14 protein-coding genes and 1 riboswitch are annotated in these 15,296 nt (G+C 38.6%); of the genes, 9 read left to right on the top strand and 5 right to left on the bottom strand.

All coding sequences use genetic code 11. From position 1 onward, the window contains the following. Window positions 1-16 precede the first annotated feature (16 nt). On the bottom strand, window positions 17-670 hold the full coding sequence (locus BCM40_RS08630; protein WP_238323713.1) for a TVP38/TMEM64 family protein: 654 nt from the start codon (window positions 668-670) through the stop codon (window positions 17-19). Between the two features lie 75 nt (window positions 671-745). Between BCM40_RS08630 and BCM40_RS08625 the strand changes: the two genes are divergently transcribed. Together BCM40_RS08625 and BCM40_RS08620 are read left to right on the top strand one after the other, a co-directional pair. Then, window positions 746-1,807 (top strand): DmpA family aminopeptidase, encoded by a 1,062-nt coding sequence (locus BCM40_RS08625; protein WP_065526276.1) that lies wholly within the window; start codon window positions 746-748, stop codon window positions 1,805-1,807. A gap of 367 nt (window positions 1,808-2,174) precedes the next feature. Beyond that, the gene (locus BCM40_RS08620) at window positions 2,175-2,441 is read left to right on the top strand and encodes a hypothetical protein (protein WP_065526277.1); all 267 of its coding nucleotides are present in this window, start codon (window positions 2,175-2,177) and stop codon (window positions 2,439-2,441) included. Window positions 2,442-2,483: 42 nt separating this feature from the next. Here BCM40_RS08620 and BCM40_RS08615 read toward each other — a convergent pair whose 3' ends face one another. Then, window positions 2,484-4,148: an ABC transporter substrate-binding protein gene (locus BCM40_RS08615; RefSeq protein WP_065526278.1), complete on the bottom strand. Its 1,665-nt coding sequence runs from the start codon at window positions 4,146-4,148 to the stop codon at window positions 2,484-2,486. 97 nt (window positions 4,149-4,245) lie between these two features. On the opposite strand from BCM40_RS08615, the gene BCM40_RS08610 reads away from it, so the two are divergent. The 7 genes from BCM40_RS08610 to BCM40_RS08580 all read left to right on the top strand — a co-directional run bounded on the left by BCM40_RS08610 (window position 4,246) and on the right by BCM40_RS08580 (window position 11,614). Beyond that, window positions 4,246-5,499, top strand: coding sequence for an MDR family MFS transporter (locus tag BCM40_RS08610; RefSeq protein ID WP_065526279.1), 1,254 nt, complete (start codon window positions 4,246-4,248; stop codon window positions 5,497-5,499). A gap of 16 nt (window positions 5,500-5,515) precedes the next feature. Then, complete coding sequence (locus tag BCM40_RS08605; RefSeq protein ID WP_065526280.1) at window positions 5,516-6,004, top strand: GNAT family N-acetyltransferase; 489 nt, start codon at window positions 5,516-5,518, stop codon at window positions 6,002-6,004. Window positions 6,005-6,160: 156 nt separating this feature from the next. Further along, entirely contained in the window at window positions 6,161-7,276 is a 1,116-nt protein-coding gene (locus BCM40_RS08600; RefSeq protein ID WP_065526281.1) for a GGDEF domain-containing protein, read from the top strand. Window positions 7,277-7,443: 167 nt separating this feature from the next. Beyond that, window positions 7,444-8,397, top strand: coding sequence for an HNH endonuclease (locus BCM40_RS08595; protein WP_065526282.1), 954 nt, complete (start codon window positions 7,444-7,446; stop codon window positions 8,395-8,397). Between the two features lie 54 nt (window positions 8,398-8,451). Continuing rightward, window positions 8,452-8,645: riboswitch (cobalamin riboswitch) on the top strand. 165 nt (window positions 8,646-8,810) lie between these two features. Continuing rightward, entirely contained in the window at window positions 8,811-9,356 is a 546-nt protein-coding gene (locus tag BCM40_RS08590) for a hypothetical protein (protein ID WP_065526283.1), read from the top strand. Further along, the gene (locus BCM40_RS08585) at window positions 9,353-10,300 is read left to right on the top strand and encodes an ABC transporter substrate-binding protein (protein WP_065526284.1); all 948 of its coding nucleotides are present in this window, start codon (window positions 9,353-9,355) and stop codon (window positions 10,298-10,300) included. Before BCM40_RS08590 ends, BCM40_RS08585 begins: the two co-directional genes overlap by 4 nt. Window positions 10,301-10,609: 309 nt before the next feature. Beyond that, window positions 10,610-11,614 carry a LacI family DNA-binding transcriptional regulator gene (locus tag BCM40_RS08580; protein WP_065526285.1) on the top strand — a complete coding sequence of 335 codons (1,005 nt, stop codon included), beginning with the start codon at window positions 10,610-10,612 and terminating at the stop codon, window positions 11,612-11,614. Window positions 11,615-11,682: 68 nt separating this feature from the next. On the opposite strand, the gene BCM40_RS08575 is transcribed toward BCM40_RS08580, so the two are convergent. The 3 genes from BCM40_RS08575 to BCM40_RS08565 form a co-directional block, all read right to left on the bottom strand. Then, complete coding sequence (locus BCM40_RS08575) at window positions 11,683-12,417, bottom strand: YqcI/YcgG family protein (protein ID WP_065526286.1); 735 nt, start codon at window positions 12,415-12,417, stop codon at window positions 11,683-11,685. Between the two features lie 107 nt (window positions 12,418-12,524). Continuing rightward, entirely contained in the window at window positions 12,525-14,192 is a 1,668-nt protein-coding gene (locus tag BCM40_RS08570; RefSeq protein WP_065526287.1) for a DUF2207 domain-containing protein, read from the bottom strand. Window positions 14,193-14,250: 58 nt separating this feature from the next. Continuing rightward, on the bottom strand, window positions 14,251-15,186 hold the full coding sequence (locus tag BCM40_RS08565) for an acetamidase/formamidase family protein (protein WP_065526288.1): 936 nt from the start codon (window positions 15,184-15,186) through the stop codon (window positions 14,251-14,253). Between the last annotated feature and the right edge of the window lie 110 nt (window positions 15,187-15,296).

The raw sequence follows: 15,296 nt of genomic DNA, 5'->3' as shown, positions 1-15,296 counted from the left end.
AAAGAAACCCCTTCAATCAGCGAATTGAAGGGGCTTCTTTCTGCTTTTTCGACTTTATCCAGAGCATTACTGATACTAATAGCACAAAGCCAAACAGCGCATACTGAACGCTTTTAGGAGCTAGCAGTGTGAAACCGTAAACTGCGGCTAATTCTAACAGGACAGCTGGAACTTTGCCAATAGAACTAGCTAACCAAAACATCTTACCGTTTATGCGTGTTAGTGCTGCACCAGCGGTAACGAGTCCTGATGGCATAAAAGGGAGAAGTCGAAGCAAAATTACCACGCCAAACACTTGTTTTGTAGATTGTTGTTGGAGTTTCAACCAAAACCGGTGCTGCAACCATTTTGGATCAACTTTAGAAAAGCCAAAGCGATACAAATAAAACCCAAGTAAAGCACCTACTATTTCCCCAACAAAGGTTAGAAAAGCACCGCCGTAAAGACCAAAAAACTGAATGTTTACAGTAGTTATTAAAATACTTGGTACAAAGCCAACCGCGCTTACCGCTAAATTGACTAGTAGAAGAATGCAAATTTCAACTATAAAAAGAACAGTATCGATAAACGTGGCCTCCGTTTCTGTTAATCTAAAATTGATTTTACCATGTTGATTGAGAGTAAGGTAAACTGATTGATTCACAGAATAACTAGCAAACTCTTCATCCAATAGTTTGCTAGTTGTATGATAGAGATAAGAACTTTTACATAATGGATTTGAAGACATCAGACAAGGAGTGGGGATTTGAAAAATCAAAAACGAATTCGAGATTACGATGTAACAATCGGCACGATGCAGACAGGACCATTAAATGCAATAACAGATGTGGCAGGTGTGACAGTGGGACATGTCACTTTAAGTAAAGGCGATATGCAAACCGGTGTAACTGCCATCAAGCCGCATCCAGGAGATTTGTTTCATGAGAAATTAATTGCTTCGAGTCATGTTATAAACGGTTTTGGAAAAACGATGGGAACTATACAAATGGCTGAACTCGGCGTGATTGAGACACCTATTGTGCTAACGAATACATTAAACGTTGGAACAGCCGCCAATGCCGTTATTGATTATATGTTGGAAAAAAATAATGATATAGGAAGAACCACTGGAACGGTCAATCCAGTAGTTGGAGAATGCAATGATATGTTTTTAAACGATGTACGAGGTCGCTTTGTTAAAGAAGAGCATGTGCGTCGTGCGCTTGACGAAACTTATATAGAGTTTGAAGAAGGAGCAGTTGGCGCAGGGAGAGGCATGTTGTGTTATTCACTTAAAGGGGGAATAGGTTCAGCTTCTCGAATGGTCGAACTAGCGCATGCATGTTATACAATAGGAGTGTTAGTACTATCAAACTTTGGTATGTTAAGTGACTTAACGATTGAGGGTAATCCTATCGGCAAAAAACTTAAAAAACAAATTTTACAATCGCTTGAAGAACAAGACAAAGGTTCAGTTATGGTTGTTGTTGCTACAGATTTACCGGTGTCGGAACGGCAACTAAATCGGATTTTAAAACGTTCTGTAACCGGGCTTTCACGAACAGGTTCAATTATTACCAATGGCAGCGGAGAGATTGTTCTCGGGTTTTCAACAGCTAACAAAATCCCGCATACCAAACCGCAACATGGTTTAACAATCGAAACAATACACGAAGAAGATATTGATGAAGCTTTTAGAGCAGTTGGAGAAGCTACAGAAGAAGCGGTGTTAAATTCCTTGATCACAGCAGAAAGTGTTGTTGGACGTGATGGCAATAGTAGACCTGCTTTAAAAGAGTTGCTAGAAAAATTCAACTTATCACTTTAGAACCCCTTGAGGGTTCTTTTTTGTTCAAAACTTACAAAAGTTTGGAAAGTCATTCTAGAAAGTGCGCATAAAAAATATTAAATTAGTATTTTTGTGTTTACAAATTGTAGGAATGGTTGTAGTCTAATAGTGATAGTTAATAACTGAATTTTCTTTTAATAAGACATTTATATAGGTTGAAAGACTTTTTCTTATTATACAAAATAAAGCCAGAACTTTTCATTGTTATTTCGTATTTAAGCATAGATTTCGAGTAGTTCCCAGCAACCCAGTGTATACGGATTCACAATTTATATCAGCAAGCTACAAAAGTTTTCAACTGTCGGTGCCATGGCAATGCGAATGAACAGTTAAAGGTGGTGTTCTTATGAATGAGAAATGCTTTTCGTGCATTTCAGCAAGCATTTGTCTCCTGACCTTGCTACCGCTAGCATTAGCAGCGATTCAATGGTTCCAGGGACCGCTTGAGTTTTTGTTAAGTGTTCATTTATATTTGCCAAGCTTGTTGAGTGTTTTAGGGGTAGGAGCAGCGTTAATTGGCATTAAAGGCGATTTGAAATTGAACCTAGTGCTGTTTAATGTACTTAGCTTAAGTCTTTATGCTATTTTAACGGTCAACTTAACTGTTCTCTAAAAAACAAGGCCATCACATTATCCTCGTGATGGCCTTGTTTTTTTATGAGTTTATACTGACTGGACGAACCCATAACTTAGAGAAATCGACATAGCCAAAATGGCTAATGGTGATGTTCATCACATCGATAGAAAACGGAATTTGCCGTTTTTCATAGTAAAGAGGAAGCATGATGGATGAGGTGATCAAGTCTTGTTCCATTTGTAAGTTTAGCGCTGTCCATTCTTCAAATGGTGTAGCCGCATATTGCGCTAAATAATGGTGAAACAGTGGTTGAGATTTCATGATAGTGGCTAAAGGTGAATGGCCATTGGCTAAAAAATAAAAAAATGAGAAGTTTTGATTCATTTCAAACACTTCACCGTGTACAAAAAGATCAGCTTTTTGATCTGACTTTGTATCGATTAATTTATCTTGAAATGACATCCATTGTATCTCAACCCAAATCCCTTCACTTTCAAGTGCTTCTTTTAGCCAACGAGTAGCACCATCAGTATAGTTTGCTGCTTTAATGATTAAGGGCTGTTCTAAATGTGGCCGTTTCGGACAGGGCAATGTGATTGGTCGCTGCTCTTGTCCGATTAAGCAGCTGTAATGATTGGCTATAGCACGGGGGTGATAATGTGCTATTTTATGACGGTGCTTTGCAATCGCGTAATGCACATAATCACGAACTTCTTTTTGACCAATGGGCGAATCTTTAAACGCGTTTAAAATTACAACACCGAATCCTGAATCACTTTCTACTTGAAAAGTTTCTTCTGCATTCTCACAAGAAGATCGGTAAGCCACATCAAAGTCACCGGATACTTGGATAAATTCAACTACATCGACAAGTGGCCGATGTTGAAAATAGTGCCCAAATGCTTGTAAAGTTGTTTTGCTTGCGCTATTTTCTGTGATACAAAAGCTACCAGAGCCGATTGTTTGATGAGGGGTTTCTTTATATATACTGGCATTGATCATGCCAAGCATCTGCAGACAATAGCTACAACCGTTTGAAAAAGAAATCTCAACCATGTAAGATCCACAAGCGCTAATCGACTCGATTGGTTGCCATAAATCGCTATAGGAAGAATCTTTTCGTAAACGATTTAAACAATTAACAACATCCGTTGCCGTTAAATAAGAATTATCGTGAAAATACACTTCTTTTCTTAAATACAAACGAAGATGAGTGCTTGTTACATCCCAACTATGCGCAAGCTCTGGAGTAATAATCCCGTTTTCATCTACTGATACGAGGCGGCTATATACATTTGCGACTAAATTTGCACTATGAATATCTGAAGCGTATAACGGGTGAAGTGTTAAAAATGGATATTTTCTTGGGATGAGCAATTTATCGTTTTTTGTAAGATTGTTTTGAATGTAACCGAAATTAGAACGGAAGTTATGCAAAAGGCGATGCTTAACTTCTGGCGACCAATCAAATAACAAATACTTACTAGCAGTCTCGATGGATTTTTCTTCTATCAGTTGGATCATTTGTTTTTCATAATGTTCTTCAACATTAATATGCCATTGAATATGTGAAGCGTTGCCTCTGCCGCGACCAGAAGTAAAAGTTAGCCACCCTTCATCTGCCCATTTCCGAAGAAGGCGTGTGGTTTGTTTGCTACTCAATTCGAGTTGATCTGCTAATTTAGATTGCTTAATATTTCCAGTGGGTACAGCCTGCCATAAAGCTAAAAGACTTTGTTCCATAAAGCCTCCTTTTAAAAGTGGACATAATTATAAAAATTGTCTATTTTTAGTGTTTTCCGTCTAGTTTAATATACATAAGACAAAGGGGGCTGACAAGATGAAATGGAAAGACTATCCACAAAATATTAAAGTACGTTTAATCACATCATTTTTTAACCGAGCTGTCGCGTCGGCTGTCATGCCATTCATGGCTTTGTTTTTTGCGCAAGAGATGAGCAAAATTTGGGCAGGTTCTTTTTTAATGATTACGGTGTTTATTGGTTTTTTTGTAAACATGATAGGCGGTTATATATCCGATCGTTTTCCTCGAAAAAAAGTATTGGTCACGACGTCTTCACTAAGTGCGCTTATGTTTTTACTTATGTCGATTAGCTTAATTCCCACAGATAGATGGATTGGTCTTTTTGCATTAGCTTACGTATTGTTTATTGTCACAAGCAGCCTTGGGCGTCCTGCCATGCATGCTATCATTATCGATTCGACCACGCCGGAAAATCGCAAAGCAATTTACGCTATCGATTATTGGATGGTTAATTTATCCATGGCAATTGGTGCAGCACTTGGAGGACTGTTATATTTAAATCACCAAATTGAGTTATTTGCAGTATTAACCTTTACGGCAAGTTGTTTGCCGATCGCTTATCACATTTGGTTAAAAGACGAACGAGTTCAAAGCTTAAAACAACAACATCACAATGTAGTAATCGATTTATTGCAAAACTACAAAGTTGCATTTCAAGATCGTCCTTTTGTTAAAGTCGTGATTGGTTCTATGTTTATCTTTTCCGCTGAATTTTCTTTAAATAGTTATATTGGCGTTCGACTAGCTGAGAGCTTTGAAGCATTTACTATTGGCGGTTTTGAAGTAGCGGGTGTGCGCATGTTAAGTTTGATGAATATTCAAAACATGTTACTTGTTGTGTGTCTAACGTTTATGGTCAATAAATTTACAGATCGTTTTGCAAAACAACATGTCTTGTTAACAGGACTTCTACTTTATAGCATTGGCTATATTACTATCACATCAGCAAATAGCTGGTATTTATTAATTTTGTTTAATTTTATCGGCACGATCGGTGAACTGGTTTACTCTCCTGTTCGTAATGCAGAAATGGCGAACATGATTCCAGAAGACAAGAGAGGATCGTATTCTGCTTTTTCCAATGTTTCATTTAGTGGTGCTGATCTATTGGCACGGTCTACTATTATCATAGGCGCATTTCTTATTCCAACCATGATGTCTGTGTATATCGGTGTTTTGTTGATGATCGGGACAGTACTTGTTTATACAGGATTGTTTGTTAGAAAAGCTGAAAAAGAACAGCTGATTGATCCGGAAGTTATTTCATAATGTTAGGAGAAAGTTTATGCTGATCAGAAAAGCAGTTCCGAATGATGCAGAAAAATTGGTATTTCTTATGAAACATGTAGAAGAGTCTAATGTTATGCTATTCGAACCAGGAGAACGAAACACCACAAGTCAACAACTTAATCGTCGCTTAACTACGATGAATGATAGCTCGATTGTGTTTACCGCAGAAGAACATAACGAATTAGTAGGGTATGTATTTGCGATTGGAGAAGAAATAAAACGCAAACAGCATTCAGTCTATATAGTAATAGGAGTTCACCAAGCTAATAGGGGGAAAGGGACCGGCACTCAGCTATTACGTGCTGTAGAAAAGTGGGCGATAGAAAAAGCGCTTCGTCGCATTGAATTGACAGTTGTGGCACATAACACACTAGCCATTGCGCTGTATGAAAAATTAGGGTTTAGTCTTGAAGGTGTAAAACGTGATTCGCTCTATATAGAAGGAAAATACGTCGATGAACTCTATATGTCAAAATTATTGTAATCTTCTTTAGCTGATAAAACTCTTTAATGCGTCACTAAAAGTGGCAAGTTAAAGAGTTTTTATTTATTTATTCTTGTATAATATTGTATCTTATCTATATTTTTTGACATATTAACTGTACACTAAAACTAGAAACGGTTTGTAGGAGTTGGTTATATGGCAACATTGATGTTTTTCTTTCTTGAAAACATGGCATTAATCATTGCGCTATTGTATGTAGCGTTAAAAGTGAAAGAATTTTGGTTTCCCGATTTAACAGAATCTAAACGACTCGTGTTTTTGAGTATCATATTTGTTAGTTTTTTGACTTTTTCTGTAATGCATAAACCTTATTTATATATGGGTATGAGACTCGATTTACGGGAAGTCGCCCTTTACTTTATCTCATATATCGGGGGCTGGAAAGTTGGGTTATTATCTTCTATTTTCCCATCCGTTTTTCGCTATTATTTAGGTGGACCAACGGCTATTATGGGAATTTTACAAGCAATACTTTTACCGGTCGTTATTGGCAGTTTGTTCCACAATAAGAAAAAAACGAATAAATTCTTTTCGTTAATCGATTTAAAGAAGATGATGATGGGACTTTTGGTTTTTGAAGTGATTAAATCGATTTTAATGCTTGTAACGACTCCTGCAACTTTATCCATTATACTAACAATGGCTATTTTCGCTGGGATCGCGGTTCTGGTAATGGGCTTAATGACGAATGGAGAAAATTATCACATTTTGTTGCGAAAAGAACTTGAGATTAATTCAAATCAAGATCCAATGACCCAATTACCCAATATGCGTTTTTTTAAGAATGAAATTCAAACATTGATTACTAAAAAAGCACCCATTGCCATAATCATGTTGGATGTCGATTATTTTAAATCTTATAATGATGCACATGGTCACCAAAAAGGAGATGCAGTGCTACGCTCTATTGGACAATTGATGAAAGACAATACGCGCTCAACTGATTTTGTGGCACGCTATGGGGGAGAAGAGTTTATTATTTGTATCGCCCAACCATTTGATGAACATAGAGCTTTGGAGATTGCTGAACAAGTCCGAACAGAAATCGAAAAATATCCATTTGACGGCCAAGAATTACAACCAAAAGGCAATTTAACGGTTTCGCTCGGAATTAGTTTATACTCAGCTGATAAAACCTTAGATCAACTGATCGGCGAAGCAGACCAAGCGCTTTTTCAGTCTAAGCGGAGCGGCAGAAATCAAGTTACGATTTTTACTGAAATTACAGAAGCAAAAGCAATTCAAGCTTAATCGTTTGATAGAACAACCACTTGATAAAGTGGTTGTTTTTTGTTGGGGTAACATCTCGAAAGCATAAGTTGTGGATTTGGGTTAAAATAGAGAAAGTAAATTATTTTAGAACAATAAGCTTTACTACATACAAACCAATGAGATATAGCCATTAATAGGAGGCAGTTATGAATAGTTTTATCGTTATGCAAGGAGAGACTTATCACGCTGAACAACATGCAGGAGTTCTTTGGACGCCTCAAGTAGACAAGTCAGGTATGGTGCCACATTCGTGGAATCGGATGCAAGAAGTGAAAAAAGGCGATATTGTCTTTCATTATGTAAAGGGATTTGTAGTGGCTATTAGCCGTGTGCGTGAGGATTGCGTAAAAGGCAAAAAACCAAAAAACCTTGAAGATCCATCAAGTGACAATGAAGAGGCATTTATCGCTTATACGGTTTACCGGGAATTAGAAAATCCCTTATCGATTAAAGAATCCTTTAAAGACATCGGACCGTTATTGCCAGTGAAATACTCGGCATTCCAAGAAGATGCTAATGGGAATTCGGGTTATTTGTATCCATGTAACGAAGAATTGGCGATTAAATTTTTAGAATTGATTAGTTCGTTAAATATTTTCACGGTAGAAGTAGAACAATTGGAACTATCGATGGAAGTGATAAAAAAAACCGAGCACAATCCATTACTCGGCCTAATCGCGGAAGCGGAACTTGAAATTAAAACAAAGATGCGCAGAGGCAAAGAGCAGTTCAGAGAAAGTTTACTGCCACTTTGGAACGGTGAATGCCCACTTTGCGGGATAGCTATTAGCGACGTCTTACGAGCTACACATGCTAAACCGTGGAAAGACAGCTCAGATGCGGAAAGATTAGACCCTTTTAATGGCGTATTGCTTTGTGCCAATCATAGTGCATTGTATTCAGCCGGACATATTGCTTTTACGGGTGGGGGACGTCTTCATATCTCGAGTGCGATTTTAGAAGATCAGCATCCAATTTATCGCTTAAAAAAAGGCATGAAAATACCGGTTTCACCCGAACATGCAACTTATTTAAGATGGCATAAACGAATTGTTTTTGCAGAACCAAGGAAAGTGAAATTGGTAATAGATCCGGAATAAACAATTTTTAGTATGTCTTTTGGCTTGTGTAATATGATACACTGAAAACAAGTGAATAATCATGCAGAAAAAAGGTGCTGACTCGTCAGCATAACAGGGAACCCGGTTAAATTCCGGGGCTGTTTCCGCAACTGTAAGTGCGTATGAAATAAGAAAACACCACTGTTTAGTGTAAGCAACTAAACGGGAAGGTTCTTAAAGTAAATCGATGCACAAGCCAGGAGACCTACCTTTTTTTGAACGTATTTTTACTCTTCGGAAGATAAGGGAATCATACGGCAACGTTTCTATTTTTGACTGCTGGAGTATGTCTCTAAATAGCTATGCCGCCGCCCTTTATTAAGGGCGGCTTTTTGTTGTTTTCGAGAGCGTTCAATGCAGTGATTTTCACCAAACTAAAGTGAGGTGAAATAATGAAAAAAGACATGAGGTATCTTTGTTATCCGTTTATGCGTGAAAAAGCGTCTACTGTAGATTTTGAAATCAGGACGGATTCATTGACCACACGTATTGGAGAAGCATTGGCTATAACAAAAGAGGTAGAGGCAATACAGCGTGATTTGCAAATTCTTCAGCCGAAAATCTATCACTTGAATGGCTCTGTACGCGGAAAACTAGCCATTCAAGAAGAAGATATAATCGAACTAAGTGACATGTACGATTATTATGTAAACTTCACAAAAGATAAAATCGGCAATTTTGTGTTGCCGCAAGGTACACATGCTGCAACTGTGTTGCATGTGTGTAGAAGTGAAGCGAAAAAATCTGTTCGTGCATTACATAAAGTAAGCCTCGAACAAGATGTGCCGGAAATTTTGTTCAACTACACTCACCTTTTAGCCAATGTCCTTTTTACAATGGCTGTCTATGTCAATCAATATTATGGCGTTGAAGAAGTTCCATTCGTTAGTAAATCTTATCCAACAAAAACCAAAAAGAAAGAAGTGGCCAATAAATGATGAAAATATCGTTAGTCAAGTACTTAACAATCGGAACAATAGCATTAACTTTAGGGGCATGTCAGTCTGACGTGGCAGAAGAAGTTGAAACAGATTCGGCAACGGAAGCAGAAAAACAAACAAGTTATACTGTCACTGATGATTTAGACAACGAACTAACTTTTGAAGCAGTACCTGAAACAGTGGTTTCATTAATTCCAAGTAATACAGAAATTTTATATGAAATTGGTGCAGGCGAAAAAGTGATTGGTGCGACCGATTACGATAATTATCCGGCTGAAGCGGCTGAAGTGGAACGCGTTTCTGACTCCATTATTTTTAATGCCGAACGCATTATTGAACTAGATCCAGATGTTGTGATTGGGTATTCGACAGGTGCACCAACTGGATATGAAGAATTAGAAGCTGCAGGAATTCCTGTGTTTGTTATCGAATCTGCACAATCATTCGAAGATGTGTACGGTGATATTGAACAAATTTCAACGGTAATGGGTCTTGAAGATAAAGGTGATGAAGTAAATCGCACGATTCAACAGCAAATAGAGGACGTACAAGAAAAAGTAGCGGCAGTAGAGGAAAACAAACAATTGTATTTCGAAATTAGTCCATCTCCTGAACTGTACACAACTGGTCAAAAAACGTTCCAACAAGAAATATTAAATCACGCTAAAGTAGAAAACTTATTTGGTGACCTTGAAGGATGGCCGAAAATATCAGAAGAAGAAGTCATCCAACGCAATCCAGAAATCATTACCACCACTGTGTCATATACAGAAGATCCAGTAGCAGAAATTAAAGCGCGCGAAGGATGGAGCGAAATTGAAGCTATTAAAAATGACCAAGTCTTTTTCTTAGATTCAGATATTACTTCACGCCCTGGCCCAAGAATTGGCGAAGCAGTTGAACTGGTAGCCAAAACTGTTTATCCAGCAGCATTTGAATAAAGATCCAAAAAATCCTCGCTTACTATGCGAGGATTTTCTTATATTCTAATGAATAAAATTCACCATCGCATTCATTAGGAGTATGAATAATAGTAAATACAGAGGTTCAGTGATATTCTTTAATCTTTAATGGATTTAATAAAGTATTCATGAATATCATCATTCAAATTTACAGTGAATAACTTATTCAAAAGTATTGCCTGTTAATTGAATAAATTAAAGGGTGCGTCTTTTGAAGCTGCGTGCTATAATAAATGGGTGAATATAAAATGAATATTATTAAATAAACTAGAGAGTAGGATGATAGGTATGGTATCAACTACGGACGTCGCAAAGTATGCCGGTGTGTCTCAAACAACAGTTTCACGGGTTTTGAATAAGCCGGATCAAGTGAAAAAAGAAACATATGACAAAGTGATGAATGCTGTGAATGAATTAAATTATTCATCCGCTGAATCATCAAAAGAAATTTCGCCAGTCGTTAAAACGAAAACCATTAGCTTGGTGGTAGGTGCTTTAAATGACCCAATTTACGTGAATGCCGTTCCTGCACTAATCAGTACAGTACAACAGCAAGGTTATCAAGTGAATATTCATGTTGTTTCTGAATCTCGTGAAATTGAAACATATGAGGCTGTCGTGGCAAGCAAACCGAGTGGCATTCTGGTTATTTCTGCTTTACTCGATAAAACAGCACACGAGAAATTAATAGAATCCGCTATTCCTTTTATCGCACTGAACTCAAGCGGTGTAACCTGTCAATATGCCATAGGATTGAACGATGTTGAGACAGGCTATTTAGCTGCAAAACACTTAATTGATGCTGGTCATTTAGAAATTGCATGGGTAGGGGGGCCTTTAGGAAGTCCCTCAACGAAAGATCGTTTGCTTGGGTTTGTTCAATCTTTGCAAGAAGCGAATTTCAAAATTCGTAAAAAACGATTAGTGGTGACAGACATAGACAAGTTCTCTTTAGTTGAAGCATTCGAGAATTTGCAAGCCTTAAAGAAAAAACCAACTGCTATCGTTGCAGCTACAGACGAAATTGCGATTCAATTTATGGACCTATACAAAAAAGCGGGTTATCAAATTCCACAAGATATCAGCATTGTCGGAATCGGAAATTCAGAAATAGGTCAACATTCAGCGATTGCTTTGACCTCAGTCGGGACATCAGACACTTTGGAAAACTTAGGTCAAGAAGCAGTAAAACGATTATTCGACTTGATTATTCATAGTCAAAACGAAGCATTTAACGTGACTAGAGAAGTCGCACTGTATGAGCGAGCAACAACTGCTTTATTGCAGAGGTAATGTAGACAGCCAATTAAATCACACGAAAAAAGCCTTGCCGTTATAAAACCGGTAAGGCTTTTTTCTATCTATTTCATTTCTTTATGTGTAAATGGACATTTTCCTTTGATCGGTTCACTGTCGTCACCAATGAAAAATTGTTTCCATTCATTGTGATTAGGATCCCCAAAATGGCTAATATCAGGGTGTGTCGGTAAATGATCCCACGCTTCGACACGTTGTCGAACTTTTTCACGTGACATTACCCCGCCTTTTTCTGTTCCTTTCAGTCCTTCGAAAATACGACGCGGTTGGAAGCCAAGCACCATAGCGTTGCCAAGATCACGCGTTTTGCGTTGTTTGTAAGCAGGGGTGTTGCCAAAGATAAAAATAGGCTCTCCTTTAAAAGTAAAGTCCCATAAATAATGATCGGGGTCACGAGGGGCATCTTTTGGCCATTCCATATCATCTTCTTCATGTAAGTATTGAAGAATGTCCCAAAACTGCTTTCGGTAAGCTTCGAGTGTTCCTTCTTCTTCAAATGGTTCGACAAAAACAAACAAGCCATGACGTTTATGTTTTGGATCGTTGAATAACGTCAAAAACGATTCCACAGCTGCGGGTAAGTTGCTCCAATCTTCTTGCGTAATATACGCATAACGTAATTCTCCTTTTAACTCACCACTCATACCAAAATAACAAGGAAAGGTTTTATCGGTTACGGTTTCATGAAAAGTTTTATATTCAGCTAATAACCATTCGGGTAAGTCGGTACGTTTCGTAAAATCGTCTTTCGTTAGTAAAGCAGAGTTTTTTGTTAACATCAGCTAATTCCTCCATTTATAAAAAGGTCTTTTGATTTCTAGTTCCCTAAGATGTTGAGGGCAAAACAAAAACGGTTAAGAAAAATCTTAACCGTTTCAGCTTGTTATTAAAATGCGCCTGATCCTCCGCCACCACCAACACTACCGTCACCAATTACAGAGTCTGGTGCACTAGCAGAAACTGTAGCATTGGCATTTGCAACTAGGAACAACCCGGTTAAAAGAACGGGGTTATAAAACAAACCGAAGTTTGCAAATGCTGCATCGCTATAGGCATTCGTAAAGCTTCGAATTTTTTGGTTGGCGGACTTTTCTTCTGTTCCTAACAGGTAACTATAGGCGCGCATTTTTTCATCTTGTGTGAGTCGATTCCATTCGGTTTGATGCAAGTTCGCCATGGCTCTTTGCACTTGTTTCCACTCTTCTCGAATCAGATGACCCTCGTAAGTAAGTGGAGAGTAGAAACAAAAAGCAAGCAAGAAGATGCCGGTAATAAGAGAGAAAATCATCAACGGGATGAGGTCCAGTAGGCCGAAATAAATTGCAGTTCCAAACAACGCCGTTCCAATAAAACCAGCAGTTGCACGAAGAGCAAGATGCTTGTTATGCAAATTGTTTTCATGTACTTCCTCAATAACGCCATTTCGCCAAGCCGAGATAGAATCGTTATAAGAAAAATGGTTTAACTCATTTTTTGTGTAATTTTCAAGATCTGTTGTCTCGAAAAATTCGCCATCTCCAGTTTTATCAAACAACAATTCCAATAACTTTTCTTCATGAGCATAGTCTGTTTGACGATTTAGTAACTTGAATTTTTCTTCAGACAATTGTTCAATATTCTTTTTGCGTACCAATTCCATTAAGGCCGCAGCTGTCACAGCAGGCGTTAAGATAGAGGAATTGGTAAAATACAATGTGGCGGGTATGCTCATTTTCTGTTTAGGTACATAAAAGTTTGCGGTCTTAGACTTTGCTTGGCGCTTGGTTTGGCGAGCTTTGTTCCAGGACCAAGCGATAAGTGCCAAGAAAAGTGCGCCGGCAGCTGCTACAAAGGTGCTTCCGTAAATGCTCGTGGTTTTTTGTTTTGCCGAAAAAACGAGTGCATCCGTTGCTAAACGTTCTTTGTCAGCAGTTAGCTCCGAGCGAATGGTTCCATCTTGTTGGGCGATCCCTGGAAACAAGTCGCTATCATAAACGATGCGTACCTCTCCATTAGACCCAGCAGGAACTGCGTCCATATTAAAATGAACAGCCCCGTTTTCTTGTAAGTTGCCAGTTTGGTAAGCTCGATCATAGCCGATAAAGTCTACATCTTTTGCTGGAGCGGGTGGAAAGACGGTAATTGCAAGTTGTTCAAAGTCACTTTTGTTGCGGTCGTCAAAAAAGGCCCAGTAAAATTGTGCACCGTCTTGAAATTTTTCGATAGCTTGCTGAATCACGTAACGTAATTCGATGGTGATGGTTTCGTCTTTACCTGATCGAAACACTTTGTATAAATGTCCTTGGCGTTCGACCTGTAATTTTCGGTTGCCTTCGGTGGCTGTGACCTGTTGTATAGACGTTCCATCTTTGGGGATAATTTCGCGTGTGATGCCGTTAAAGTCACCTTCAAATTTATACGTATGATTTTCGGTAACATCGACAGATCCATTGGCATTTACGTGTGCATCTATCGTTACGTTAGAAATGGAATACTCGACAGCCATAGCTTGTACAGGAAACAATGCGACCACCAGCAATACCCATAAAGCAATGGTCGAAATTTTCTTGGACATTGTCATCACCTCTTTCTCTATTTACGAGAGGCCCCACAAAAAGTTCCAGAAAGATTCCTTAGCGTAATACGCCATGAGGCAAAATGGCGTGTACACCTTTGACATCATTGACGACTTGCGTGACATGGAGATCCACCGCGACACTTGATAAGGCAGTCGCTTCGGTACGATTGATGCCGTATAATTGCTCCATAAATGACACCATTTCAGCTAAAGCAACAGCAGCTGCTTCGTTAAGGTCTTCATCAAAACCAAACGTAATCCACCCTGCAGGCGTATTCGCTCTAGGCATGGTTAATTGCATGTCTTTATGCAATAGTAACGTGATATCCACTAAGTCCATTGGGCACTCAATTGCAGTTCCTGAACTTTCACCATCTCCTTGTAAGGCATGACCATCGCCTAAGGAAAAATGGGCACCTTCTACAGAAATTGGTAAAAATAAGCTACTTCCAGCTACTAGCTCTTTACAGTCAATGTTTCCACCAAAGTAACTAGGCGGTTTTGTGGAGAAAGTTCCGACTTCGCCTGGTGCAACTGCCAGTAGACCAAGAAAAGGAGATAAAGCGACCCGAAATTCTTGATCGCCGATGTTGCAACTTCCCGTCATTCGCGCGGAATCTAATAACCAATCGAGTTGAAAACGAGCACTCTTTGTAATGCCGAGTTTATCATTTTGCCAGGCAGGTAAGCCACCCGCCCAATTGCGTCCGTACCAGCCAGGCACCAATTTATTTACGCGAACTTCTAACACCATTCCAGGTTTCGCACCATCAATTGCGATTGGTCCAACCATCGGGTGAATAAGCTTTTGTTCTTTTTCTCTTGATGTGTAAACAGTTCGTTCTTCGTGCGGATGTGCGGAATAGCCCCATTCGATGTCAATCGTTTTTAACTGAATGGTGTCTCCTGATTGGATCGTTAAAATTGGTTGATAGTCACGATTAAAAGACGAGTGTAAATGGGTTGAATTGAGTGGAATTGAATGGATCAAAAAAGTACCCCTTTCAGATGAAAGAATTTTCTGTTTTTTATTTATAAGTATACCAAGTAACTCATTCAGATAACAAAATATATGCCAACAATGATAAACGACCGCAACTA

It is taken from the genome of Planococcus donghaensis (assembly GCF_001687665.2).
GTDB lineage: Bacteria > Bacillota > Bacilli > Bacillales_A > Planococcaceae > Planococcus > Planococcus donghaensis.
The sequence above is the reverse complement of the archived record's forward strand: the minus strand, read 5'-3'. Positions and strand labels throughout refer to the sequence as shown.